The organism is Acidovorax sp. FW305-C-20-28 (assembly GCF_058783375.1).
Genome location: NZ_JBYSYM010000028.1, coordinates 1 through 22,956, shown reverse-complemented (window position 1 = coordinate 22,956; position 22,956 = coordinate 1). Strand labels below are relative to the sequence as shown.

The window sequence follows — 22,956 nt, the reverse complement described above, 5'->3', positions numbered from 1 at the left end:
GTCCTCGCCGCGTTTACGCGGTGAGGGCCGCTTTCATTTGTTCAAGACGGGCCTTGACCGAAGTGTCCAGCACCTCGTCACCCACCACTACGCGAATGCCACCGATCAGGGACTCGTCCAGCTGAACGGTGAGGTTGAGCTTGCGGCCGAAGCGCTTTTCCAGCGCGGCGCTGACCTCAGCCAGTGCTGCGGCATCCATCGGGAAGGCGCTGTGCACCACGGCGTCCGAGGAGCCGGCGCGGCGATTCACGAGGGCACGGAATTGCACGGCGACTTCCGGCAGCGCTGCAAGGCGCCCGTTGTCGATGACCGTGCGCAGGAAATTCTTGGCCGTATCGGACAGCGCCGAACGCGCAACACCCGTGAAGACGGCAAACACCTGGTCTGCCGTCACCTTGGGGCTGTCCGCCAGCTGGCGCAGCTGGGGGTTGGCGGCAATAGCCGCCAGTTCATCGACCCAGTCAGCGGTGCTGGCCAGGTCCATGCCCGCACCCGCGGTAGCGGCCTTGAACAGGGCTTCGGCGTAGGGACGGGCAATGGTGGCGAGTTCAGCCATGTGTGTCCCCTTACAGCTCGGTCTTCAGGCGGTTGAGCAGGTCGGCGTGAACGCCGGCATTGACTTCCTTGCGGAGAATCTGCTCAGCACCCTTGACGGCCAGCGCGGCCACCTGCTCACGCAGGGCTTCGCGGGCTTGCACCGTTTGCTGTTCGGCTTCGGCACGTGCGGATGCAACGATCTTGTTGCCTTCCTCCGTGGCGCGTGCCTTGGCTTCTTCGATGATGGCCTGGGCACGGCGGTCGGCGTCCGCAAGACGCGAGGCCGTTTCGTTGCGCACCTGCGCCAGTTCCTTCTCGACCTTCTGATTGGCAGCGGTCAGTTCGGACTTGGCACGGTCGGCAGCAGCGAGGCCTTCGGCGATTTTCTGGGCTCGTTCATCCAACGCCTTCGCGATCGGGGGCCACACGAACTTCATCGTGAACCACACCAGGATCAGGAAGACGATGGCCTGAATGAACAGGGTCGCGTTGATACTCACGGCAACACCTTTCTAGAGTGGCGTTGGGAGGGAATTACTTGGGCAGGTTGGCCAAGAACGTGGAAGCGAAGGGGTTTGCGAAAGCGAACAGCAGGGCGATGGCCACGCCGATCAGGAAGGCGGCGTCGATCAGACCGGCCAAGATGAACATCTTGGTTTGCAGTTCGTTGATCAGCTCAGGCTGACGTGCCGACGATTCGAGGAACTTGCCACCCATCAGTGCGATACCGATGGAAGCGCCGATAGCGCCGAGGCCAACGATCAGACCACAAGCCAGAGCGACGAGACCGAGAATGTTTTCCATGATGACTCCTGAGTTAAAAAAAGGAAAGGTTGAAAAGGAAACGAAAGGGAACCGTTAGTGCGCGTTGTGCGCCTGACCGAGGTAGATCAGCGCAAGCATCATGAAGATGAAGGCTTGCAGCGAGATCACCAGAATGTGGAACAGCGTCCAGATGGTGCCAGCGATGACGTGGCCCACAGGCAGCAGCACACCCGACAGCGACAGTGCAGCCGCACCACCCATCAGGGCGATCAGCATGAACACCAGTTCGCCGGCGTACATGTTGCCGAACAACCGCATGCCATGCGACACGGTGTTGGCGACATATTCAATGACCTGCATGAGCAGGTTCACCACGCCCAGAATCAGGGCGAAGATGGGATTCTTGCTGGTGCCGAACGGGGCCGACACGAGTTCATGGCTCCAGCCGCCGACGCCCTTGATCTTGACGCTGTACCAGAAGCGCAGGATCAGGATGGCGAATGCCAGGCCCAGGGTGGTCGACAGGTCGGCCGTGGGCACGACGCGCAGGTAGGCATGGTGCGGATCGTGGCCGGCAGCGCCGTAGATCTGGGCCCAGATTGCGGGCAGCAGGTCCACGGGCAGCATGTCCATGAAGTTCATCAGGAAGATCCAGACGAACACCGTGAGACCCAGGGGGGCGATGAACTTGCGGCTTTCGGCGTTGTGGATGTTGGCCTTGGCCTGGTTGTCCACCATTTCGACCAGCATTTCCACAGCGGCCTGGAAGCGGCCGGGCACGCCGGAGGTGGCCTTGCGGGCAGCGGACCACAGGATCAAAAGGGTCAGCGCGCCCAGAACCAAACCGACAATGATCGAGTCATAGTTGATGACCGTGAAGTCAACAATCTTGGTCTGGTTGACGTTTTGAAGATGCTGCAGGTGGTGAACGATGTATTCACTTGCAGTCGGAGCGTGCGCTTCTGCGGCCATCGGACAACTCTCTCGTAACTATCAATCGGTTTTTCGGACACCGGGCCGCACCATGAGTGCCACCCAGTACGTTTTCATCGTGATCACCATGCCCGCCAGCAAGGCAAGCCACACCAGCCCCGGAACAACCCAGGGGGCCGCAGCCAGCAGCGCGACGGTGAACACGATCTTGGCAATCTCCCAACCAAAGAACCCCGCCATGGACGCACCCGCATTCGCGGACGCCATCTGGCGCGACAACCCACGGGCGAACAATGCGGCCGGAGCCACCACTGCAAGCGCGCCGTAGGCGGCAGACCAGCCCACCTCGGTCCTGCCCGTCAGCCCCCAGGCCACCAGGGCCACGAGCATGCCGACAAGCGCCTGACCGGCCACCACCTTCCACATCGAGACGGGAGGGTTGCGGCTTCGCCACTGCTGCGCTTCCTGCGCGGTCAGGGGCTTGAAGTCAGAATCTTCAGCCTCAGCTTCAGTCTCGGGGGCGATTGTTTTCATTGTTGAGTAACGCCCCTGTTACAGACTGCAAATTTCACAAAGCCTCTAATTATAAGTAAAAACCCGTTGTGAACTACAAAGACCTGCAAACCAGGTCCGATGGCGTGCGCCCGCCAGCACTGTTGTGGTGAGTCGCCAACGCACGCCAATGGCACGCAACCCCGTGTTATGCACCGAAAACGCGCATGGGCATGTGACACACCCCCGCCGCCCAAAGGGGCTTGCCGCACAATGGCAGCGCCAGCACGGCGACCGCAACCAGAGCCTTTCATGACGTCCACTCCTTTGCCTCCGAACCTCACCATCCTCGATTCCTCCGCTGCGGATGCCCGCAAGGACTCGCTGATCGAGTACCCCTCGCGGTTCCCGATCAAGGTCATGGGCACCAAGGTCGACGGCTTCGTGCACGCGGTCACCGAGCTGGCCCACCAGTACGACCCGACCTTCGACCCCGCCACCATTGAACTGCGCGACAGCAGCAAGGGCAATTACCTCGGAGTTACAGTCACCATCACGGCCACCAGCCGCGAGCAGCTCGACGACCTGTACCGCGCCCTCTCCTCCCACCCGCTCGTCAAAGTAGTGCTGTAGCCCGTGGCCATCGATCTGCGCACGCTCGGGCGGGTGGACTACGCCGCCACCGTGCAGGCCATGCAGGAGTACACGGCCACGCGCACGGCCGAAACGCCTGACGCGCTGTGGCTGTGCGAGCACGACGCCGTCTTCACCCAGGGCCTGGCGGGCAAGAGCGACCATGTACTGCACCCCGGCGCGATCCCCGTGGTGCCCACCAACCGCGGCGGCCAGGTCACCTTCCACGGGCCGGGCCAGGTGGTGGCCTACCCGCTGATCGACCTGCAGCGCGCGGGCTACTTCGTCAAGGAATACGTCTACCGCCTGGAAGAAGCGATCATCCGCACGCTGGCGCACTTCGGCGTGACCGGCCACCGCGTGGCCGGTGCCCCCGGCATCTATGTGCGCCTGGACGACCCGCACAGCCACGCCATGCTGCCCCAGCGCCCGCAAAAGCGCGAAGCTGCGGGGCCGGTGGAGCCCGATTTCGAAGGCCTGGGCAAGATCGCCGCCCTGGGCATCAAGGTCAGCCGCCACAGCACCTACCATGGCGCCGCGCTCAACGTGGCGATGGACCTGGAACCCTTCCACCGTATCAACCCTTGCGGCTACGCGGGACTGCAAACCGTGGACCTTTCTACAATCGGGGTCCAAACCACCTGGGACGATGCTGCCAAGGTGCTGGGCCAGCAGCTCGGCATCCGCCTGTCTCCCTGAACCGCTACCAAGCCATGAGCACCACCGACGTCGTCCGCGAAGCGCAGTCCACCGAAGCCTACAACCCGCTGGCCAAGCAGAAGGCCGCGGCCAAGCTGTCGCGCATTCCGATCAAGGTCGAGCAGGGCGAAGTGCTCAAGAAGCCCGAGTGGATCCGCGTGAAGGCGGGCTCGCCCACCACGCGCTTCTACGAGATCAAGGACATCCTGCGCCAGAACAACCTGCACACGGTGTGCGAAGAGGCCTCCTGCCCCAACATCGGCGAATGCTTCGGCAAGGGCACGGCCACCTTCATGATCATGGGCGACAAGTGCACGCGCCGCTGCCCCTTCTGCGACGTGGGCCATGGCCGCCCCGACCCGCTGGACAAGGACGAGCCGCTGAACCTGGCGCGCACCATCGCTCAGCTGCGCCTGAAGTACGTGGTGATCACCAGTGTGGACCGCGACGACCTGCGCGATGGCGGCAGCGGCCACTTCGTGGAGTGCATCCAGAACATCCGCGAACTCTCGCCGCTCACGCAGATCGAGATCCTGGTGCCCGATTTCCGTGGCCGCGACGACCGCGCGCTCGAAATCCTCAAGGCCGCGCCGCCCGACGTGATGAACCACAACCTGGAAACCGCGCCCCGCCTGTACAAGGAAGCGCGCCCCGGTTCAGACTACCAGTTCAGCCTGAACCTGCTCAAGAAGTTCAAGGCCCTGCACCCCACGGTGCCGACCAAGAGCGGCATCATGGTGGGCCTGGGCGAGACGGACGAAGAGATCCTCCAGGTCATGCGCGACATGCGCGCGCACGACATCGACATGCTGACCATCGGCCAGTACCTGTCGCCCAGCAACAGCCACCTGCCCGTGCGCCGCTACGTGCACCCCGACACCTTCAAGATGTTCGAGGAAGAGGCCTACAAGATGGGCTTCAGCCACGCAGCCGTGGGTGCCATGGTGCGCTCGAGCTACCACGCCGACCAGCAGGCCCACGCCGCGGGCGTGTAAGCCCGCACACAACATGGACACCGCCGGCTCGCTCTCGCTGCGCCGGTACGGTCCGTCCCCGGGCAGCCACAGCCACGGCCACTTCCAGGTGCTGCTGGGCCTGGCCGGCCAACTGGAGCTGGAGATCGACGGGCGCGGCATGCGCGTGCCCGTCGGCGGCGGCTGTGTGATCGCCCCGGGGGCCCACCACGATTTCGAGGCCCGCGGCGGCAGCCTGTGCCTGGTGCTGGACAGCAGCGACCTGGGCTGGACGCGCTGCACGGCGCCCGCGCTGCAGACGGCGCCGCCCCCGCCCGCACTGGCGCTGGCCCGCTACCTGGCCAGCGCGCTGCAACAAGGCCGCCCGCTGGCCCAGGCCCACGGCCCGGCGCTGTTGCTGGAGGCCTGGAGCCCGTCGCTCCTTTCCTTGCAAGCCCCCTCCCCCCTCGAACTCGACACCCGGCGCCGCGCCATCGACTGGCCGGCGCTGCGCCGCTGGGCTGCCCAGCGGTGGCACCTGCCCCTGTCGGTGGCGGACATGGCAGAGCAGGTGCACCTGAGCCCCAGCCAGTTCGCCGCGCGCTGCCGCGAGGAACAGGGCCAGGGTGCCATGGGCTGGCTGCGCAGCCAGCGCCTGGAGCACGCCCGGCTGCTGCGCTCGGGCGGCATGGCCGTGGCCGAGGTGGCACGGCGCACGGGCTACCGCTCGCCCTCCGCGCTGACCGCCGCCCTGCGGCGCGATTGAACCGCCCACACCGTCGGTTCGCGACGATGCACCATCGGCACGCGACGGTGCAGCCGCCTACATTGGCGGCATGCAAGCCAATCTCTACGCCCTGGGCGCCATCGCGCTGTGGGCCTCGCTCGCCTCGCTGGGCGTCTCGCTGACCCATGTGCCCCCGTTCCTGCTCACGGGGGTGGCACTCATCATCGGCAGCGTGCCGGCCTGGCCCTTCGTGCTGCGCGACCCGTTGCAGTGGCGCATTCCGCTGCGCACGCTGGCCCTGGGGGTGTACGGCCTGTTCGCCTACCACTTCCTGCTGTTCATCGCGCTGCGCCACGCGCCACCGGTGGAGGCCAACCTGGTCAACTACCTGTGGCCGCTGTTCATCGTGGTGCTCGCTCCCGTGGTGCTGCCCGGCGTGTCGCTGCGCTGGCCGCATGTGCTGGCGGCGCTGCTGGGCTTTGGCGGCGCGGCCATCGCCATCGCGGGTGGGCGCGGCCTCAGCGGCACCCTGGCCTGGGGCTATGTGCCAGCCTTCGCGGCGGCGCTGATCTGGGCCACCTATTCGCTCATGACCAAGCGCGTCGCGGCCTTTCCCACCACGGCCATCGGCCTGTTCGGTCTGGTCTCGGGCGTGCTCTCGCTGCTCTGCCACGCGGTGCTGGAGCCGGCCGCCACGCTCGTGGCGCGCGACTGGCTGCTGCTCAGCGTGCTGGGCCTGGGGCCGCTCGGGGCCTCGTTCTTCCTCTGGGACAAGGCGCTCAAGCTCGGCGATGCGCGGCACATCGGCATCCTGAGCTACATCACGCCGCTGGCCTCGACCGCCTTGCTGATCGTGGTGAGCGGCCGCAACTTCAGCGGCAGCATCGCGCTGGCCACGGCCATGATCATCGGAGCGGCCATCCTGGGCCTGCGGCAGAAATAGGCAGGCCGAGCGCCACGGGGTCACGCCCCGGTGGGCAGACCAGGTTGCAGGCGCTCCCTGCGCAGGCGCAGGAAGAGCCAGCCGGTGATGGACAGGTTCAACAGATTCCAGCCAATGCCGTTGAGGAAGGCGGCATGGTAGCTGCCGGTGACATCGAAGATGAAGCCCGATAGCCAGCCACCCAGCGCCATGCCGATGAGCGTGGCCATGATCACGGCACCCACCAGCACGCTCGCCCGCGTGGGCGCGAAGTACTCGCGCACGATGATGGCGTAGGTCGGCACGATGCCGCCCTGGAACAAACCGAACAGCGCCGAGATCACATACAGCGGCACCAGGCCGTCGTAAGGCAGGAACAGCAGCAGCGCGATGCCCTGCAGTGCCGACCCCAACAACAGGGTGCGGATGCCGCCGATGCGGTCGCAGATCAGTCCGAAGACCAGCCGGCTCACGACACCGCAGGCCAGCATGAGCGACAGCATCTGCGCCCCTTGGGCGGCGCCAAAGCCCAGGTCGGTGCAATAGGCCACGATGTGCACCTGCGGCATGGCCATGGCCACACAGCACGCCACACCGGCCACGCACAGCAGCCCCAGGGCAACGGCCGGTGCCAGGCCGAAGGGGCGTGTGCGGTCCACGGCGGCCGCCGGCGTGCCAACCGCCGCGGCCTGGATGGCCGGCGGCCGCTGGCGCATGCGCAGCGACAGCGCGAGCATGCCCAGGCCGCAGACCACGCCCAGCGCCATGTAGGTCGGTCGCCAGCCGATGGTGTCGATGCCGTACTGCACGATGGGGGGCCAGAGCGCACCCGCCACATAGTTGCCACTGGCGCACACCGCCACCGCAATGCCGCGCCGGCGGTTCCACCACAGCGCCGTGTCGGCCAGCAGCGGCGCGAAGGTGGCCGAGCTGCCGATGAAGCCCATCACCGCATGGGCCAGGCCGAAGGCCCAGATGTTGCCGGAAAAGGCCGCGCCGACAAAGCCGCCCAGCACGGCCAGGGCGCCCAGCCAGAGCACGGGCGTCAGGCCATGGCGGTCTGCCAACCTGCCGGTCAGCAGCCCTCCCAGACCCAGGCAGACCATCATCAGGGTGTAGGGCAACGAGGCACTCGCCCGGCCGATGCCGAACTCGCTCTGCACGGCCGGGAGCACGACCGACACCACATACATGCTGCTGTTGCCCAGCACCACCAGGCCCAGCGTGGCCAGGAGGCGCTCAAAGGCCTGGCGCGAATCGATCAGGGACGCGTCAGCGGGGACTACCGGGGCATGGGCCAAGATCAACCTCCAGCGCTTGTCCAGCCGGCGCTGGCAGCCATTGCATCCAACTACGACGCCAGCAATGCCGCCGGCTCTTCGCCATCGAGCACCTGCTGCGCCCAGGGCACCAGCTTGCGCGTATCGGCGCGCAGGATCTCCTGCTTGACGGCCAGGATCTGCGCCGGGTGCATGGAGAAGCTGCGCAGGCCCAGGCCCAGCAGCAGCCGGGTCATGGTCACGTCACCCGCGGTCTCGCCGCAGACACACACACTCTTGCCCTGGCGCTCGCCCTCGGCGATCACGTCGGCCACCAGGCGCAGCACGGCCGGGTGCACCGGGTCGTAGAGGTGTGCCACGGCCTCGTCGGCGCGGTCGATGGCCAGGGTGTACTGGATCAGGTCATTGGTGCCGATGGACAGGAAATCGAAGTAGCGCAGGAAGGTGCGCACCATCAGCGCCGCAGCCGGCACCTCGATCATGGCCCCGAGCTGGATCGGGCCATAGGCCTCGCCCCGGGCATCGAGTTCGGCACGCGCCAGGTCCACCTGGGCCAGGGTCTGGCGGATCTCGTTGGAGTGCGCCAGCATGGGGAACAGCAGGTTCACCTTGCCATGCGCCGCCGCACGCAGCACGGCGCGCAGCTGGGTGCGGAACATGGCCGGGTCGGCCAGGCTCCAGCGGATGGCACGCAGGCCGAGGGCGGGGTTCAGGTGCGTGTCCTTGTGGGCCTTGCTGTCCAGCGGCTTGTCGGCCCCCACGTCGATGGTTCGGATGGTGACCGGCAGGCCCTGCATGCCGTCGAGGGCCTCGCGGTAGGCGCGGTACTGCTCATCCTCGCCCGGCAGGTTGCCGGTGCGGCCCATGAACAGGAATTCGCTGCGGAACAGGCCCACACCCACGGCCCCGGCGCGCACGGCCCCCACGGCGTCACCGGGCTGCTCGATGTTGGCCAGCAGTTCGATGCGGTGGCCGTCGATGGTGACGGCTGGCGTATGCCGCAGGCGCGACAGGCGCTCGCGTTCGAGCTCCGTCTGGCGCTGGCGAAAGCCATACTCGGCCAGGATGATGGGCGAGGGGTCGACGATGACCACGCCGGCATCGCCGTCGATGATGACCCAATCGTCCTGGCGCACCAGTTGGCTGGCCGCACGCGCGCCAACCACCGCCGGGATGTCCATGCTGCGCGCCACGATGGCCGTGTGCGAGGTCTTGCCGCCCACGTCGGTCACGAAGCCGGCGAACACGCTCTCCTTGAACTGCAGCATGTCGGCCGGCGACAGGTCGTGCGCCACCAGCACCAGGGGTACGTCCACCGTGTCGTCGAGCAGCAGGTCCTGCTGGGTCTTGCGGCGCGGGCTGCTCGCTGGGGGCGCCACGGGGCTGGACACGCCCTTCATGTAGCGCAGGATGCGCTCGACCACCTGTTCCAGGTCGGCCTTGCGCTCGCGCAGGTACTCGTCCTCCATCTCGTCGAACTGGCGCGCAATCACCTCGAACTGGGTGGTGAGCGCCCACTCGGCGTTGTACAGGCGCTCGGTGATCCAGTGCTTGACGCCGCCCGTGAGGGCCTCGTCCTGCAGCAGCATCAGGTGCACGTCCAGCAAGGCGGTGAGCTCGTGCGGTGCATCGGCGGGCATGTCGGTCTGCAAGCGCTGCAGCTCTTCCACCACGGCATTGCGGCCCTGGCGCACGCGCTCGATCTCGGCGGGAACCTGCTCGGGCTGGATGAAATAGTGGGCCACGTCCACGCGGCTCGAGGCCACGAGCACGGCACGGCCGATGGCGATGCCGCGCGCCACCGCGAGTCCGTGGACGGAAAAGGTCATTGCCAGCGCCTTTCTTCAGCCATCAATCCCCCTTGCGGGACCTCACTCGCCTTCACCGAACTTGTCGGCGATCAGCGCCAGCAGGCCGTCCATGGCCTCTTGCTCGCGCTCGCCATTCGTCTCGATCTCGACCTCGGTGCCCATGCCGGCGGCCAGCATCATCACGCCCATGATGCTCTTGGCGTTGATGCGGCGGTCGCCGCGGCTCATGAAAACGTCGCAGGGAAAGCTGCCGGCCAGCTTGGTGAGCTTGGCCGAGGCACGGGCATGCAGGCCCAGTTTATTGCTGATGGTCGTACGGGTCTTGATCATGTCGGTTGCGTCGGGACTGGTTCTGCGGCGCGGCGATGGCCACCTGCATCACCCCTTGCGTGCCGCCCACCACCGCGCGGGTGACGACCGAATCCAGGGGTTCTGCGCGGTAGCTCACGGCACGCAGCAGCATCGGAAGGTTGACCCCTGTCACCAGGCGTGAGCGCACGCCATCGACCAGGCGCTGCGCCACATTGCAGGGCGTGGCACCGAACACGTCGGTCAGCACCAGGGTGGAGTCGGTGCCCAGCTGGTCCAGCAGGATCTGGGCCTGGGCCAGGGTTTCTTCGGGCCGCTCATTGGGCTGCACATCGAGTGCAACCACGCTGTCGCCACAGTCGGCAAACACATGCAGGGCGCATTCGCGCAGTGCATGGGCCAGGGGGGCATGGGCGATGAGGAGGATGCTGGTGCTCATGGGACAGAGGTTTGGAGCACATTATGGCGCTGGGCCCGCGCAAACCACAGGTAGGCCCCCGTATTGCAGGCCAGGAAAACCCCCATGGCCGCCCGGAACGATTCGGTCGTCGACAGGCCTGCGGAGGCAAATGCGTCCACCGCCAGGCCGATGCCCCACTGCACCACGAACACGCCGGCAAAGATCACCAGGTTGAAGGCCGACAGCGCACGCCCCGCGAGCGCCTGCGGGAAGGCCATGCCCACCGCGGGCTGCGACAGCGAGACGAAGGTGCACGAGACACAGAACAGCGCCCATGCGGCGCCTCCGGCCGCCGGCCCCGCGACGATGATGGCCAGCAGGATGAGGAGCGACAGCGGCAGGCCCGCGAGGATCAGCCGGTCGGCGCCGAGGCCGCGGCGCAGCAGCCAGGGATTGACCATGCCCCAGGTCCAGAAAGTGCAGAGCATGGAGACATTGATCCAGAACAGGCCGACGGCCGATTCGAGTGCGGTGTAGCCGGCCACCTGCTGCATCCAGGGACCGGCCCACAGGGTCTGCATGGCCACCATGCCGCCATAGACGAAAAAGCCCAGCGGGGCCATGCGCTGGAAGTAGGGATGGCGCCAGACCACGCCATAGCCCCCAGGAGCGAGGGGCGCCGCTGCACCTGGCGCGGGCTCGGCCGCATGCCAGCGCGGCACCCAGAGCGCGATGCCCACCATGGCCACGCCGATCAGCACGGCCAGCCCCCAGAACAGCGGCCGCCAGCCCACGAGCGGCAAGGCCCACTGCACCGGCAGGGTGGAGGCCACCATGCCCAGCGAGCCGGTCATCAGCATCCAGGAGTTGGCGCGCATCTGCGCCGTCGGGTCGAACCAGCGGCGGTAGCCGGTGAGCGGCGCCATCAGGCAGGCACTCACCCCCGCGCCGCACAGCACCCGCCCCGCGAGCAGGCCCGAAAAGCCCGTGGCCATGGAGAACACCAGGCAGCCGGCAACGGCCACGCCCAGAAAACCGAGCAGCACCTTTTGCGGGCCATGGCGGTCCAGCCAGGCGCCCAGCGGCAGCTGCGTGGCCGAAAAGCCCAGGAAGTAGCCGCCCGCGAGCAGGCCCAGGTCGCTGGCGTGCAGCGTGAACTCCTGCGACAGCGTGGGCGCCAGCGTGGCCGTGACGGCACGCAGCAGGGCCGACAGGAAGTAGGCAAAGGCAAAGGCCAGGAAGACGATGACGGCCATGCGCCGCGGCAGCACCCCCGCACTCATGGCAGCACCAACCCGGTGAAGAAGGTGTCGGCCACCTCGGGGCGGGGCTTGGGCGTGTAGACCACGGCATGGTAGAGCCGCATCTGTGGCCCCACGGGGCGGGCAAACCAGACCGCCTGCGCAACGACCGCACGCCCGCCAGGCCCCTGGCCCTGGGCCACGGCGCGCACCGACTGCGGCAAGGGCAGCGCGCCCCGCGGCACAAAGGGCTGCTCGCCGGTCTGCGCCTGCGGGCCGCCCAGGCGGGCCAGCACGGCCGCGTGCCAATGCGCAAGTGCCGCACCGGCCTGTGCCGGGTCGGCCAGCGTGGCGTGCGAGACGGCGAAGGTGGCGCCATCGGCCTCGCAGCCGACCATGGACAGATCGACCGGCGCACCGGCCAGCTCCACACTGCGGGTGGCGTGGTCGGGCTTGCAGGGCAAAGTGATGGTGAGTGCCGCCTCGGGCAGTGGCACCGTGCGCCAATTGAGCGCCGGGCTGCAGGCGGCCAGGCCCAGGAGGGCGCAGGCCGCGCCGAGCAAAGTCCAGTTCATCGGCCCATTATCGGCAGGGATGCACTTCTTTTGTGCAAGCGGCCCGGGAACGCGAACTTTTGCGCGCGAGCGCACTCCACTCAAAGGAGTGGCACGCCGCGCCTGCGCAGGATCGGCATGTCCGGCACAATACCGTGCAGGGCCGCAAGGGCCCGCCAGTCAGGGATGGGAACGACACCATGGGTATCAAGCAGTGGGCAGCGGGTGCAGCGGTGGCGGCTTTTGCCGCCGTGGGTGCCTACGTGTACCTGGACACGGGCCGCTCGGCAGCACCGCAGTCCACCTTCGTGCTGCTTGACGGCTCGCGCCAGTCCACGGCCGACCTGCGCGGCAAGGTCACGCTGGTGAATTTCTGGGCCACGAGTTGCACCACCTGCGTGGCCGAGATGCCCGAGATCATTGCCACCTACAACAAGTACAAGCCCAAGGGATTCGAGACCCTGGCCGTGGCCATGAGCTACGACCCGCCCAGCTATGTGGTGAACTTCGCCGAGACGCGCAAGCTGCCCTTCAAGGTCGCCATCGACAACACCGGCGCCGTGGCCCAGGCCTGGGGCGACGTGCGGCTCACCCCCTCGACCTTCATCGTCAACAAGCGCGGCGAGATCGTGAAGACCTATGTGGGCGCCCCCAACTTCGCCGAGCTGCACCAGCTGATCGAGAAGCTGCTGGCCGAGACCTGATCCAGGGCAAGCCCGCACACCGGGCCGCTCCAAAAAGCAAAGGCCTCTTCCACAGAAGAGGCCTTTTTTCGCTCGGCACACCCAGGTGTGCCAGCGCTCACTTGGCGCGATAGTTGTCGTGGCAGGCCTTGCAGCTGTTGGCGGTGGCACCAAAAGCCGTCTTGAGGTTGTCGAGGTTGCCGGTCTTGGCCGCCGCGGCGAGCTTGACGGTGTCGGCCTCGAGCTTGTCGGAATGCTCCTTGAACTTGGCCTGCTGGGTCCAGATCTCGGGCAGGGCCTTGGTCGGCGCCCCCTTGTCGGTGCCGGCGCCAAAGCCGGCCCAGGGCAGCTTGGCGATCTCGGCCACAATGTCGGCGTTCTCCTGCGCCGCCTTGGCATCGAAGGGGATGCGGCCATTGGCCATGGCCCCGAGGCGGCCGAAGTGCTGGCCCATCACGAACAGCGCGCTCTGGCGGTACTTGATGGCGTCTTCGGGCTTGGCGAACTGGGCAGATGCAGGGGCCGACAGCGTGGTGACGGCCGCGGCAAGGGCGACTACAGCGAGGGTTTTCATCGGATATTTCCTTGTATCGTGGGGAGCAAAAACCAACCAGCCACCGCCAGTATGCCGCTTTGCGGCGGTTTTGGCATGCCTATCGGTGCGCGTTGGCGGCGCCGGCCATCTCGCGCACAATGCGGCCAAGAACACCCCACGACACGGCAAGCGCCGGAGCACGACCATGACCCACACCGTCCGCATCTGGGATCTGCCCACCCGCCTCTTCCACTGGGCCCTGGCCGCCAGCGTGATCGCCCTGGTGGTCACGGCCAAAATCGGCGGCAATGCCATGGTCTGGCATTTGCGCCTGGGCTATGTGGTGCTGGCGCTCCTGGTGTTTCGGCTGGTCTGGGGACTGGTGGGCGGACGCTGGTCGCGTTTTGGCGCGTTCCTCTACTCGCCCGCACGCCTCGTGCGCTACCTGCGCGGCGCGGGCCACCCCGACGATGCCGTGGGCCACAGCCCGCTGGGGGCGCTGTCGGTGTTCGCCCTGCTGGCCGTTCTGGCCGCCCAGGTGGGCACGGGCCTGCTGAGCGACGATGAAATCGCCTTTTCGGGCCCGCTGACGCGCTTCGTCTCGAATGCCGTGGTGGGCCAGGCCACGGGCTACCACAAGGAGATCGGCCAGTACCTGGTGCTCGGACTGGTCGCCCTGCACCTGCTGGCCATCGTCTTCTACATCGCAGTGCGCAAGCACCGCCTGGTGCGGCCCATGCTGCATGGCGACAAGGAGCTGCCCCAGCCCGTGGCGCCCTCGCGCGACGACCTGCTCAGCCGCGTGGCGGCGGTGCTGGCCCTGGCGCTCGGTGCGGGGCTGGCCTGGTGGGTCTCCACCCTCGGGGCTCCCGCGTTCTGAGCCCACAGGGGGTTCGGCAAGGGCCATGGCGCTACACTGCCCCCTCCCCAGCTCCTGAGTTGCCGCCTTGGACAAGCCCGCCGTCACCTTGATGAATCCCTCGTCCGCCACCGAGATGGAAGCGGTGCGCGACATCTTCCGGGAGTACGCCGGCACCCTGAACGTGGACCTGGCGTTCCAGGATTTCGAGACCGAACTGGCCCAGCTGCCCGGCGACTATGCCGCCCCCCGCGGCCACCTGCTGCTGGCCGTGGTGGAAGGCGCCATCGCCGGATGCTGCGCCCTGCGCCCGCTGGATACCGCCGACTACCCCAACGCGAGCGAGATGAAACGCCTGTACGTGCGCAAGGCCTTCCGGGGTTTCGGCCTGGGCCGCGAACTGGCCGAGGCCATGCTGGACCAGGCGCGCCGTGCCGGCTACGCCTGCGTGCTGCTCGACACGCTCGACGGCATGGAGTCGGCCCGCGCACTCTACGCCGACCTGGGCTTCGAGCAGATCCCCCCCTACTACCACAACCCCATCGCAGGCTCGCACTACCTCAAGGTGGATATCTCCTGAGGGCGATGGTGGCCAGCGGTGCTTGTGCGTGGGCGTGGCTCGCCGTCGCCGGGATGGCGACGTTAGAATGCCAGCGGCCTGGCGCCAAGCATTCCGATCCCTCACCGGTTCGGGCCGTGGGGTAGCCCCACGGTGTATCTGGCAAGCGCACATCGCGGCGCGCGACCCCCCTGCCATCCGTGGCACCAGGTTCGCGCCCAACCCGCAGGTTGGCGCCGGGCCACCCTTGCCGCGGCCATCGCACGGCCCCGCCCCACTGCCCACCATCGCGCCGACACGCTGTGAAGACCCCCGTCCGCTCCCGCGTGCTGGCCAAGGCGATCGCAATGGCGGTGCTGGCCGACGCGCAGACGCCCGGACACCGCACGCCCCAGGCCCTTGTCGCGCGGGTGCAGGCCTGCCTGGGCCTGGAGGCGGCGGCAGGACCCACGCTCCCTGCCTCTGTGCTGGAACAGTTGCGGCGCCTGTCCGCCATGCCCTCGCTGGAGTGGGCGCGCTGGGAACCGGAAGACGTGGCCACCTGGCTCTGCTGGGGCCGCTGGTGGCGCAGCGCCGGCCTGCGCCAGGGCGCGTTGCCCTGGGCCGCTGGCGATAGCGATGCACCGGCCTCGGATGGAGATGGCGATGGCTTCGCTGAACCCGATGGGGAAAGCGACGACGATGGCACCCTGCCCGGCCTGCCTCCTACCGGCTGGACGGCGCCACGCCTGGCCCAGGCGTTCCGCATCTGGGCCGCCACCGCACGCACGGCCGCTCCACGGCGCTGGCTGCTGCGCCCCGCCGAGGCAGGTCCCCCTCCGGCCTGGATGGAGCGCAGCACAGCACCCCCGCTCCTGGCCACCGCCGCCGACGTGGCCCGGATGCTGGCGCTCTCGCTGGACGATCTGTCGTGGCTGGCGCCCCAGGGCGCTTTCTGGCGCGAACGGCAGGCTGCGGGCCATGCGCTCCCGCCTTCGCACTACCGCTACCGGCTGCTGCCCAAGCCCAGTGGCGGACTGCGCCTGCTGGAGTCTCCGCGCCCACGCCTGATGCATGCGCAACGGCGCATCCTGGACACACTGTTGGCAGCCATTCCCCTGCACGAAGCAGCGCACGGCTTCGTTCGCGGCCGCAGCGTGGGCAGCCATGCGCAGGTTCACACCGGCCAGGCCGTCGTCATCCGGTTCGACCTGGCGGACTTCTTCACCCAGATCCACGCCACACGCGTGCGGGCCCTGTGGCGCGCCCTGGGGCACGGACGCGCCGCTGCCGAGCTGCTCACCCGCTTGAGCACAACACCTACGCCTGTGGGCGTGCGCGAGCGGCTGCTGGAGTGCATGCCCGAGGCTCCGGCCTTCGTTACGCAGCGCCGCGCCATGGCCCAGCGCCTGGCCCGGCCCCATCTGCCCCAGGGTGCGCCCACCTCGCCTGCGCTGGCCAACCTGTGCGCCTTTGGGCTGGATGTGCGGCTGCAGGCGCTCGCGCAGCGCTTTGGCGCGAACTACACCCGCTATGCCGACGATCTGGTGTTTTCAGGCCCCGAAACCCTGCGGCGCCAGTTCATTGCGCTGCGCGCCTGGGTCGCTGCGATCGCTCAGGATGAAGGGTTTGCCCTGCGGGCCGACAAGACCCGTGTGATGCCGGCCCACCAGCGCCAGACCGTCACCGGCCTGGTGGTCAACCAACGGGCCAACTACAGCCGCACGCAGTTCGACATGCTCAAGGCGCGACTGCACCGGCTGGCACAGCAGGCCTGGGTGGAGGCGGGCGACCGTGCGCGGCTGGAGGGAGAAATCCGCTGGGCCAGCCAATGGCTGGCACCAGCGCGCGCTGCCAGATTGCAGCGTTTGTTCGATGCCATCCGCTTCACGCCGGTGGACGGGGAAGCGGCGGCGAAGGACTGAAATCAGGCTGCCTTGGCCTGTGCCAGCAGCGTGGCCGCGTCGCTGACCTCGAACTTGCCGGGGGCTTCGATATTGAGCGTGACGACCTTGCCGTCGCGCACCAGCATCGAGTAGCGGTTGCTGCGCAGGCCCAGGCCCTTGCCGTTGAGGTCCAGCGTCAGGCCGGTGGCCTTGGCGAAGGTGGCGTCGCCGTCGCCCAGCATGCGCACCTTGCCGGCGGTCTTCTGGTCGCGCGCCCAGGCGCCCATCACGAAGGCGTCGTTCACGCTCACGCACCAGATTTCGTCCACACCAGCAGCCTTGAACTCTTCGGCCTTCTCCAGGTAACCAGGCACATGCTTGGCCGAGCAGGTGGGCGTGAAGGCGCCGGGCAGCGCGAACAGCGCAATGGTCTTGCCTGCCGTGGCCTTGTCCACAGGAACGGGGTTGGGGCCGATGCTGCAGCCTTCGCCTTCGACTTCCGAATATTCCATCAGGGTGCTCGCGGGCAGGGTGTCGCCGACTTGGATCATGGTTCTCTCTCCTAGGTTTGTTGGGGGTGTACGCATGCCCGGCGGGCCGCTTTCGACAAAGCACGGCCCACAAAGCAAAACGACCCACATTGTGGGTCGTTTTGGAGGGCAGTGCTGCCAGTCAGCCGGGAGGGCTTAGAGCAGGCCGGCCTTTTGCACCAAGCGGGTGGCAACCCAGTTCTTGGTCTTGGAGAGCGGACGGCTCTCGGTGATTTCAATCACGTCGCCCAGCTTGTACTCGCCCTTTTCGTCGTGGGCGTGGTACTTGCTCGACTTGCCCACGATCTTGCCGTAGAGCTCGTGCTTCACACGGCGCTCGATCAGCACGGTCACGGTCTTCTGGCGCTTGTCGCTGACCACCTTGCCGATCAAGGTGCGCTTGAGGGATTTTTTAGCTTCCGTCATGTCGGCTCCTTACTTGGCGGCTTGCTTTTCAGCAAGAATGGTCTTTGCACGGGCGATATCGCGGCGGGTGGTACGCAGCGTGTTGGTGTTGGCCAACTGCTGGGTAGCCTTCTGCATGCGCAGGCCGAAGTGGGCCTTCTGCAGAGCCTTGATTTCGCTTTCGATGCCGGCAACGTCTTTTTGGCGGAGTTCAGAGGTCTTCATTGCTTGTTCTCCTGAATCACGAGCCAATGTGGCGGCTGACGAACGTGGTGCGCAGCGGCAGCTTGGCGGCAGCCAGGCGGAACGCTTCACGGGCCAGTTCTTCGGGCACGCCGACGATTTCGAAAACGATCTTGCCGGGCTGGATTTCGGCCACGTAGTACTCGGGGTTGCCCTTACCGTTACCCATACGCACTTCTGCGGGCTTGGTAGAGATCGGCTTGTCCGGGAACACGCGGATCCAGATGCGGCCGCCACGCTTCACGTGACGGGAGATTGCACGGCGTGCAGCCTCGATCTGGCGGGCCGTCAGACGGCCACGGTCGGTGCACTTCAGACCGAAATCACCGAAGGCAACGGAGGCACCCCGCGTTGCGACACCGGTATTACGGCCCTTTTGCTCCTTGCGGTACTTGCGGCGAGCAGGTTGCAGCATACTTATTCTCCTTTACCGTCCGCTGCTGTAGCGGGCGCGGCGACTTTGCGAACGCGCTTAACGGCGGTGTTGTCAGCGCCACCGGCTTCGGCGGGCTTGTCGCTGCCGTCAGCAGGTGCGGAATTCGCACCCACTGGGCGGCGTGGGCCACGGCCAGCACCTGGACGGTCGCCACCTGGGCGGCCATCACGGCGTGGGCCGCGGGGACGGCGTTCTTCGTCTGGACGTGGGGTTTCCACGGCAGGCAGGTCGTTACGACCCAGCGTATCGCCCTTGTAGACCCAGACCTTGACGCCGATCACACCGTAGGTGGTCTTGGCTTCGGAGGTGCCGTAGTCGATGTCGGCGCGCAGGGTGTGCAGTGGCACACGGCCTTCGCGGTACCACTCGGTACGGGCGATTTCGATACCGTTCAGACGGCCGGACGACATGATCTTGATGCCCTGGGCACCCAGACGCATGGCGTTCTGCATGGCGCGCTTCATGGCGCGGCGGAACATGATGCGCTTTTCGAGCTGCTGCGTGATGCTGTCGGCGATCAGCTTGGCATCGATTTCAGGCTTGCGCACTTCTTCGATGTTCACTGCGACAGGCACGCCCAGGCGCGACGCGAGTTCCTTCTTCAGGTTCTCGATGTCTTCACCCTTCTTGCCGATCACCACACCAGGACGTGCCGAGTAGATGGTGATGCGGGCGTTCTTGGCGGGGCGCTCGATCAGGATGCGCGACACGGCTGCGTTCTTCAGCTTGGCCTTCAGGTACTCGCGCACCTTGATGTCTTCGGCCAGCATGCCCGCGAAGTCGCGGTTGCTGGCGTACCAACGGCTGGACCAGTTGCGGCTGACCGCAAGGCGGAAGCCGGTAGGATGGATTTTCTGTCCCATAGTCTTCCGAGCCTTTAGTTGCCAACCGTCACGTACACATGGCACGTGGGCTTGCTGATGCGGTTGCCGCGGCCTTTGGCGCGCGCGGTGAAGCGCTTGAGCGTGGTGCCTTGCTCGACGTAGATGGTCTTGACCTTCAGTTCGTCGATATCGGCGCCGTCATTGTGCTCAGCGTTGGCGATAGCGGACTCCAGAACCTTCTTGACGATGCCAGCAGCTTTTTTCTGCGTGAACGTCAGGATGTTCAGGGCCTGATCAACCTTCTTGCCGCGGATCAGATCAGCGACCAGACGGCCCTTGTCGACCGACAGACGGACGCCCCGGAGGACTGCACGTGTTTCAGACATGGTCGTTCCTTATTTCTTCTGGACTTTTTTGTCCGCGGGGTGGCCCTTGAAGGTGCGCGTCAGGGCGAATTCGCCCAGCTTGTGGCCCACCATCTGGTCGGTAACGTACACAGGTACGTGCTGCTTGCCGTTGTGCACGGCAATGGTCAGACCGATGAACTCGGGCAGAACCATGGAGCGGCGTGACCAGGTCTTCACTGGCTTCTTATCCTTGGTGGCGATGGCCTTCTCGACCTTGGCCAGCAAGTGATGGTCAACAAATGGACCCTTTTTGAGAGAGCGAGTCATCTGTTACCCCTTACTTCTTGCGACGCGACACGATCATGATCTGTGTGCGCTTGTTGTTACGGGTGCGATAACCCTTGGTCAGATTGCCCCAAGGATCGACTGCATGGCGGCCTTCGCCGGTGCGGCCTTCGCCACCACCGTGAGGGTGATCCACAGGGTTCATGGCCACGCCGCGAACCGTTGGACGAATACCCATCCAGCGCTTCACACCGGCCTTGCCCAGTTGGCGCAGGCTGTGTTCTTCGTTGGCCACTTCGCCAATGGTGGCGCGGCATTCGATGTGGATCTTGCGCACTTCACCCGAGCGCATGCGCACTTGGGCGTAGGTGCCTTCGCGGGCCAGCAGGGTTGCCGAAGCACCAGCCGAGCGGGCGATCTGCGCACCGGCACCGGGCTTGAGCTCGATGCAGTGGATGGTCGAACCCACGGGGATGTTGCGGATCGGCAGCGTGTTGCCAGCGCGGATCGGGGCTTCCGAACCGGACAGCAGGGTTGCGCCCACTTCCAGGTTGCGGGGAGCGATGATGTAGCGACGCTCGCCGTCGGCATAGCACACCAGAGCGATGTGGGCCGTACGGTTCGGGTCGTACTCGATGCGCTCAACCTTGGCCGGGATGCCGTCCTTGTTGCGCTTGAAGTCCACCACGCGGTAGTGGTGCTTGTGGCCACCGCCCTTGTGGCGGGTGGTGATGTGACCGTTGTTGTTACGGCCGGCCTTCTGGAACTGGGGTTCCAGCAGCGGGGCGTACGCCTCACCCTTGTACAGGTGGTCACGCGTGACCTTCACCACGGCACGTTGGCCGGGCGAAGTGGGTTTCATCTTGATAACGGCCATGATTAAGCAGCCTCCCCGGACAGGTTCAGCTCTTGACCTGGCTGCAGCGTGACGTATGCCTTGCGAACATTGTCGCGGCGGCCGACGGTCTTGCCGAAGCGCTTGGTCTTGCCTTTGGTGTTCACCACGGAAACGCCCTTGACCTCGACCTTGAACATCAATTCCACAGCGGCCTTGATTTCTGGCTTGGTTGCGTTCTGCAGCACCTTGAACGTCACAGCATTGGACTTTTCAGCAACCATGGTGGCCTTTTCGGACACGATGGGAGCGACCAGCACTTGCATCAGACGACCTTCGTCAAACTTGAGCGTGCTCATGCGAACATCTCCTTGAGTTTGTCGATCGCGCCCTTGGTGACGAGCACTTTCTTGAATCGGACCAGCGACACGGGATCGGCGTAACGGGGCTCGACCACGAGCACGTTCACCAGATTGCGCGAAGCCAGGTACAGGTTTTCGTCCACTTCCTCGGAGATCACCATCACCGATTGCAGGTTCATCGCCTTGAACTTGTCGGCCAGGACCTTGGTCTTGGGCGAGTCGACCTTCAGCGAATCCACCACTGCCAGGCGGCCTTCGCGGGCCAGCTGCGACAGGATGGCGGACATGCCAGCGCGGTACATCTTCTTGTTGATCTTCTGGCTGAAGTTTTCATCAGGCAGGTTCGGGAAGATGCGACCGCCCCCGCGCCACAGTGGCGAGGAGGTCATACCAGCACGTGCGTTACCCGTACCCTTTTGCTTGAAAGGCTTCTTGGTCGAGTGACGGACTTGCTCGCGGTCCTTCTGGGCGCGAGTGCCTTGGCGGGCATTGGCCTGGTAGGCCACCACGATCTGGTGCACCAGATCTTCGTTGTATTCACGACCGAACACGGTCTCAGGAACATCCAGCTTGGATGCGCCCTGGCCTTGGTCATTCAGGAGTTCGAGCTGCATTAGTTCGCTCCTTTGGAGGCTTTGGCCTTGATGGCGGGACGCACCGTCACGAACCCACCCTTGGAGCCCGGAATAGCGCCCTTGATCAAGAGCAGTTGACGCGCTTCGTCGATGCGGATCACATCGAGGTTTTGCGTGGTCTTGGTGACATCGCCGAGGTGGCCCGTCATCCGCTTGCCAGGGAACACGCGACCTGGATCCTGCGCCATACCGATGGAGCCGGGAACGTTGTGCGAACGGCTGTTACCGTGCGACGCGCGTTGCGAGCTCATGTTGTGGCGCTTGATGGTGCCGGCGTAGCCTTTACCGATCGAGGTGCCTTGCACGTCGACCTTCTGACCCACGGAGAACACGGACGTCACAGCCACCGAGGCGCCAGCTTGGTACTGGGCAGCGGTATCGGCGGTCACGCGGAATTCCTGGATGATTTCACCGGCTTCCACACCTGCCTTGGCAAGGTGGCCGGCTTCTGGCTTGGTCACGCGCGATGCTTTGCGCGAGCCGAACGTGACCTGCAGGGCCACGTAGCCATCGTTCTCTTGGGTTTTGATCTGGGTTACGCGGTTGTTGGACACATCCACCACCGTGACAGGCACTGCGTCCCCATCATCGGTGAACAGACGCATCATGCCCACCTTGCGACCCAGCAACCCGAGGGAGTTGCTCAGACTCATTGGTTTTCTCCAAAACTCCCACCGCCCCGACTTCAATTGGCCGAGGTGTTGGCCCGCGCGTAGCATGCGCTTGCCATGAGAGAAGGTTAATAAAACTTCGCCCGCGCGTGCACAAAAGCGCACGCATCAAAAGCGAAGCCCTAAAGTATAACGCGAACCGCTTTTGCAAGCAAGTTCGCGTCGTACGAGACCATCCCCGGCAGGCAAGCCTGCCGGGAAGGGATCATTACTGCAGCTTGATTTCGACGTCCACGCCGGCTGGCAGGTCGAGCTTCATCAGGGCGTCCACGGTCTTGTCCGTAGGGTCCACGATGTCCATCAGACGCTGGTGCGTGCGGATTTCGAGCTGGTCGCGGCTGGTCTTGTTGACGTGCGGCGAGCGCAGGATGTCGAAACGCTTCATGCGCGTGGGCAGGGGCACGGGGCCCTTGACGATGGCGCCGGTGCGCTTGGCGGTGTCAACGATTTCGGCTGCGGACTGGTCGATCAGCTTGTAATCGAATGCCTTCAGACGGATGCGGATCTTTTGCTTGGACATGTCAGTTCCTTCTTGTTATCGGATCGATCAGGCGATGATCTTGGCCACGACGCCGGCGCCGACGGTACGACCGCCTTCACGGATGGCGAAGCGCAGACCTTCTTCC

Annotated in this window: 34 protein-coding genes; 9 read left to right on the top strand and 25 right to left on the bottom strand. The window is 65.8% G+C overall.

All coding sequences use genetic code 11. From position 1 onward, the window contains the following. Positions 1 to 13: 13 nt before the first annotated feature. From AC3WOH_RS26440 to AC3WOH_RS26420, 5 genes are read right to left on the bottom strand one after another with little or no spacing between them, the layout of a single operon-like run. Positions 14 to 556: a F0F1 ATP synthase subunit delta gene (locus AC3WOH_RS26440; protein ID WP_184864729.1), complete on the bottom strand. Its 543-nt coding sequence runs from the start codon at positions 554 to 556 to the stop codon at positions 14 to 16. A gap of 10 nt (positions 557 to 566) precedes the next feature. Further along, positions 567 to 1,037 carry a F0F1 ATP synthase subunit B gene (locus AC3WOH_RS26435; RefSeq protein ID WP_094285965.1) on the bottom strand — a complete coding sequence of 157 codons (471 nt, stop codon included), beginning with the start codon at positions 1,035 to 1,037 and terminating at the stop codon, positions 567 to 569. 34 nt (positions 1,038 to 1,071) lie between these two features. Then, a complete protein-coding gene (atpE, locus tag AC3WOH_RS26430) occupies positions 1,072 to 1,341 on the bottom strand; it encodes a F0F1 ATP synthase subunit C (protein WP_007847749.1) in 270 nt (89 codons plus the stop codon). Between the two features lie 54 nt (positions 1,342 to 1,395). Next, positions 1,396 to 2,274, bottom strand: a complete 879-nt coding sequence (atpB, locus tag AC3WOH_RS26425; RefSeq protein ID WP_492232297.1) for a F0F1 ATP synthase subunit A — start codon at positions 2,272 to 2,274, stop codon at positions 1,396 to 1,398. A 21-nt stretch (positions 2,275 to 2,295) separates the two neighbouring features. Then, positions 2,296 to 2,769 (bottom strand): ATP synthase subunit I, encoded by a 474-nt coding sequence (locus AC3WOH_RS26420; RefSeq protein ID WP_492232296.1) that lies wholly within the window; start codon positions 2,767 to 2,769, stop codon positions 2,296 to 2,298. A 270-nt stretch (positions 2,770 to 3,039) separates the two neighbouring features. Between AC3WOH_RS26420 and AC3WOH_RS26415 the strand changes: the two genes are divergently transcribed. The 5 genes from AC3WOH_RS26415 to AC3WOH_RS26395 all read left to right on the top strand — a co-directional run bounded on the left by AC3WOH_RS26415 (position 3,040) and on the right by AC3WOH_RS26395 (position 6,682). Next, on the top strand, positions 3,040 to 3,360 hold the full coding sequence (locus AC3WOH_RS26415; protein ID WP_492232295.1) for a YbeD family protein: 321 nt from the start codon (positions 3,040 to 3,042) through the stop codon (positions 3,358 to 3,360). A gap of 60 nt (positions 3,361 to 3,420) precedes the next feature. Continuing rightward, positions 3,421 to 4,059 carry a lipoyl(octanoyl) transferase LipB gene (lipB, locus tag AC3WOH_RS26410; RefSeq protein ID WP_492232360.1) on the top strand — a complete coding sequence of 213 codons (639 nt, stop codon included), beginning with the start codon at positions 3,421 to 3,423 and terminating at the stop codon, positions 4,057 to 4,059. A 14-nt stretch (positions 4,060 to 4,073) separates the two neighbouring features. Beyond that, positions 4,074 to 5,054, top strand: a complete 981-nt coding sequence (gene lipA, locus AC3WOH_RS26405) for a lipoyl synthase (protein ID WP_184864741.1) — start codon at positions 4,074 to 4,076, stop codon at positions 5,052 to 5,054. A gap of 13 nt (positions 5,055 to 5,067) precedes the next feature. Then, the gene (locus tag AC3WOH_RS26400; RefSeq protein WP_492232294.1) at positions 5,068 to 5,778 is read left to right on the top strand and encodes an AraC family transcriptional regulator; all 711 of its coding nucleotides are present in this window, start codon (positions 5,068 to 5,070) and stop codon (positions 5,776 to 5,778) included. A gap of 70 nt (positions 5,779 to 5,848) precedes the next feature. Continuing rightward, a complete protein-coding gene (locus AC3WOH_RS26395) occupies positions 5,849 to 6,682 on the top strand; it encodes a DMT family transporter (protein WP_492232293.1) in 834 nt (277 codons plus the stop codon). 20 nt (positions 6,683 to 6,702) lie between these two features. Here AC3WOH_RS26395 and AC3WOH_RS26390 read toward each other — a convergent pair whose 3' ends face one another. The 6 genes from AC3WOH_RS26390 to AC3WOH_RS26365 are packed head-to-tail and all read right to left on the bottom strand — an operon-like array spanning position 6,703 to position 12,277. Then, positions 6,703 to 7,962, bottom strand: a complete 1,260-nt coding sequence (locus AC3WOH_RS26390) for an MFS transporter (protein WP_492232292.1) — start codon at positions 7,960 to 7,962, stop codon at positions 6,703 to 6,705. 50 nt (positions 7,963 to 8,012) lie between these two features. Further along, a complete protein-coding gene (gene ptsP, locus AC3WOH_RS26385) occupies positions 8,013 to 9,770 on the bottom strand; it encodes a phosphoenolpyruvate--protein phosphotransferase (protein ID WP_492232291.1) in 1,758 nt (585 codons plus the stop codon). Between the two features lie 42 nt (positions 9,771 to 9,812). Continuing rightward, positions 9,813 to 10,082 (bottom strand): HPr family phosphocarrier protein, encoded by a 270-nt coding sequence (locus AC3WOH_RS26380; protein WP_184864752.1) that lies wholly within the window; start codon positions 10,080 to 10,082, stop codon positions 9,813 to 9,815. Further along, positions 10,051 to 10,500: a PTS sugar transporter subunit IIA gene (locus AC3WOH_RS26375; RefSeq protein ID WP_184864753.1), complete on the bottom strand. Its 450-nt coding sequence runs from the start codon at positions 10,498 to 10,500 to the stop codon at positions 10,051 to 10,053. Before AC3WOH_RS26375 ends, AC3WOH_RS26380 begins: the two co-directional genes overlap by 32 nt. Then, positions 10,497 to 11,744, bottom strand: coding sequence for an MFS transporter (locus AC3WOH_RS26370; protein WP_492232290.1), 1,248 nt, complete (start codon positions 11,742 to 11,744; stop codon positions 10,497 to 10,499). The genes AC3WOH_RS26375 and AC3WOH_RS26370 overlap by 4 nt, the downstream gene beginning before the upstream one ends. Further along, positions 11,741 to 12,277, bottom strand: coding sequence for a hypothetical protein (locus tag AC3WOH_RS26365; protein ID WP_492232289.1), 537 nt, complete (start codon positions 12,275 to 12,277; stop codon positions 11,741 to 11,743). Before AC3WOH_RS26365 ends, AC3WOH_RS26370 begins: the two co-directional genes overlap by 4 nt. Before the next feature lie 179 nt (positions 12,278 to 12,456). On the opposite strand from AC3WOH_RS26365, the gene AC3WOH_RS26360 reads away from it, so the two are divergent. Further along, positions 12,457 to 12,960, top strand: coding sequence for a TlpA disulfide reductase family protein (locus AC3WOH_RS26360; protein WP_184864759.1), 504 nt, complete (start codon positions 12,457 to 12,459; stop codon positions 12,958 to 12,960). Between the two features lie 97 nt (positions 12,961 to 13,057). Here the strand turns inward: AC3WOH_RS26360 and AC3WOH_RS26355 are convergent, their stop codons facing one another. Further along, positions 13,058 to 13,513 carry a c-type cytochrome gene (locus AC3WOH_RS26355; RefSeq protein WP_492232288.1) on the bottom strand — a complete coding sequence of 152 codons (456 nt, stop codon included), beginning with the start codon at positions 13,511 to 13,513 and terminating at the stop codon, positions 13,058 to 13,060. A gap of 166 nt (positions 13,514 to 13,679) precedes the next feature. Here AC3WOH_RS26355 and AC3WOH_RS26350 point away from each other — a divergent pair, with 166 nt between their 5' ends. The 3 genes from AC3WOH_RS26350 to AC3WOH_RS26340 all read left to right on the top strand — a co-directional run bounded on the left by AC3WOH_RS26350 (position 13,680) and on the right by AC3WOH_RS26340 (position 16,796). Further along, positions 13,680 to 14,354 carry a cytochrome b/b6 domain-containing protein gene (locus AC3WOH_RS26350; RefSeq protein ID WP_184864763.1) on the top strand — a complete coding sequence of 225 codons (675 nt, stop codon included), beginning with the start codon at positions 13,680 to 13,682 and terminating at the stop codon, positions 14,352 to 14,354. A gap of 67 nt (positions 14,355 to 14,421) precedes the next feature. Next, positions 14,422 to 14,913: a GNAT family N-acetyltransferase gene (locus tag AC3WOH_RS26345; protein ID WP_492232287.1), complete on the top strand. Its 492-nt coding sequence runs from the start codon at positions 14,422 to 14,424 to the stop codon at positions 14,911 to 14,913. Between the two features lie 281 nt (positions 14,914 to 15,194). Beyond that, the gene (locus tag AC3WOH_RS26340) at positions 15,195 to 16,796 is read left to right on the top strand and encodes a reverse transcriptase family protein (protein ID WP_492232286.1); all 1,602 of its coding nucleotides are present in this window, start codon (positions 15,195 to 15,197) and stop codon (positions 16,794 to 16,796) included. Between the two features lie 2 nt (positions 16,797 to 16,798). Here AC3WOH_RS26340 and AC3WOH_RS26335 read toward each other — a convergent pair whose 3' ends face one another. The 13 genes from AC3WOH_RS26335 to AC3WOH_RS26275 form a co-directional block, all read right to left on the bottom strand. Further along, on the bottom strand, positions 16,799 to 17,308 hold the full coding sequence (locus tag AC3WOH_RS26335; RefSeq protein WP_184864769.1) for a peroxiredoxin: 510 nt from the start codon (positions 17,306 to 17,308) through the stop codon (positions 16,799 to 16,801). A 135-nt stretch (positions 17,309 to 17,443) separates the two neighbouring features. Further along, entirely contained in the window at positions 17,444 to 17,713 is a 270-nt protein-coding gene (gene rpsQ, locus AC3WOH_RS26330; protein WP_110539576.1) for a 30S ribosomal protein S17, read from the bottom strand. A 9-nt stretch (positions 17,714 to 17,722) separates the two neighbouring features. Next, positions 17,723 to 17,917 carry a 50S ribosomal protein L29 gene (gene rpmC, locus AC3WOH_RS26325; protein ID WP_184864771.1) on the bottom strand — a complete coding sequence of 65 codons (195 nt, stop codon included), beginning with the start codon at positions 17,915 to 17,917 and terminating at the stop codon, positions 17,723 to 17,725. A gap of 16 nt (positions 17,918 to 17,933) precedes the next feature. Next, positions 17,934 to 18,350, bottom strand: a complete 417-nt coding sequence (rplP, locus tag AC3WOH_RS26320) for a 50S ribosomal protein L16 (RefSeq protein ID WP_007847799.1) — start codon at positions 18,348 to 18,350, stop codon at positions 17,934 to 17,936. Between the two features lie 2 nt (positions 18,351 to 18,352). Next, a complete protein-coding gene (gene rpsC, locus AC3WOH_RS26315) occupies positions 18,353 to 19,234 on the bottom strand; it encodes a 30S ribosomal protein S3 (RefSeq protein ID WP_184864774.1) in 882 nt (293 codons plus the stop codon). A 14-nt stretch (positions 19,235 to 19,248) separates the two neighbouring features. Beyond that, entirely contained in the window at positions 19,249 to 19,581 is a 333-nt protein-coding gene (rplV, locus tag AC3WOH_RS26310; RefSeq protein ID WP_005796970.1) for a 50S ribosomal protein L22, read from the bottom strand. Between the two features lie 9 nt (positions 19,582 to 19,590). Then, on the bottom strand, positions 19,591 to 19,869 hold the full coding sequence (gene rpsS / locus AC3WOH_RS26305) for a 30S ribosomal protein S19 (protein WP_024813777.1): 279 nt from the start codon (positions 19,867 to 19,869) through the stop codon (positions 19,591 to 19,593). A 10-nt stretch (positions 19,870 to 19,879) separates the two neighbouring features. Then, positions 19,880 to 20,704 (bottom strand): 50S ribosomal protein L2, encoded by an 825-nt coding sequence (gene rplB, locus AC3WOH_RS26300; RefSeq protein ID WP_007847814.1) that lies wholly within the window; start codon positions 20,702 to 20,704, stop codon positions 19,880 to 19,882. Positions 20,705 to 20,706: 2 nt separating this feature from the next. Continuing rightward, the gene (gene rplW / locus AC3WOH_RS26295; RefSeq protein WP_007847815.1) at positions 20,707 to 21,021 is read right to left on the bottom strand and encodes a 50S ribosomal protein L23; all 315 of its coding nucleotides are present in this window, start codon (positions 21,019 to 21,021) and stop codon (positions 20,707 to 20,709) included. Beyond that, positions 21,018 to 21,638, bottom strand: a complete 621-nt coding sequence (rplD, locus tag AC3WOH_RS26290; protein ID WP_184864776.1) for a 50S ribosomal protein L4 — start codon at positions 21,636 to 21,638, stop codon at positions 21,018 to 21,020. Before rplD ends, rplW begins: the two co-directional genes overlap by 4 nt. Continuing rightward, positions 21,638 to 22,312, bottom strand: a complete 675-nt coding sequence (rplC, locus tag AC3WOH_RS26285) for a 50S ribosomal protein L3 (RefSeq protein WP_007847818.1) — start codon at positions 22,310 to 22,312, stop codon at positions 21,638 to 21,640. The genes rplD and rplC overlap by 1 nt, the downstream gene beginning before the upstream one ends. A gap of 226 nt (positions 22,313 to 22,538) precedes the next feature. Further along, positions 22,539 to 22,850 (bottom strand): 30S ribosomal protein S10, encoded by a 312-nt coding sequence (gene rpsJ / locus AC3WOH_RS26280; protein WP_005796953.1) that lies wholly within the window; start codon positions 22,848 to 22,850, stop codon positions 22,539 to 22,541. A gap of 27 nt (positions 22,851 to 22,877) precedes the next feature. Further along, positions 22,878 to 22,956 (bottom strand): EF-Tu C-terminal domain-related protein (locus tag AC3WOH_RS26275; RefSeq protein ID WP_290575830.1); only part of this gene is annotated, 79 nt, incomplete at its 5' end.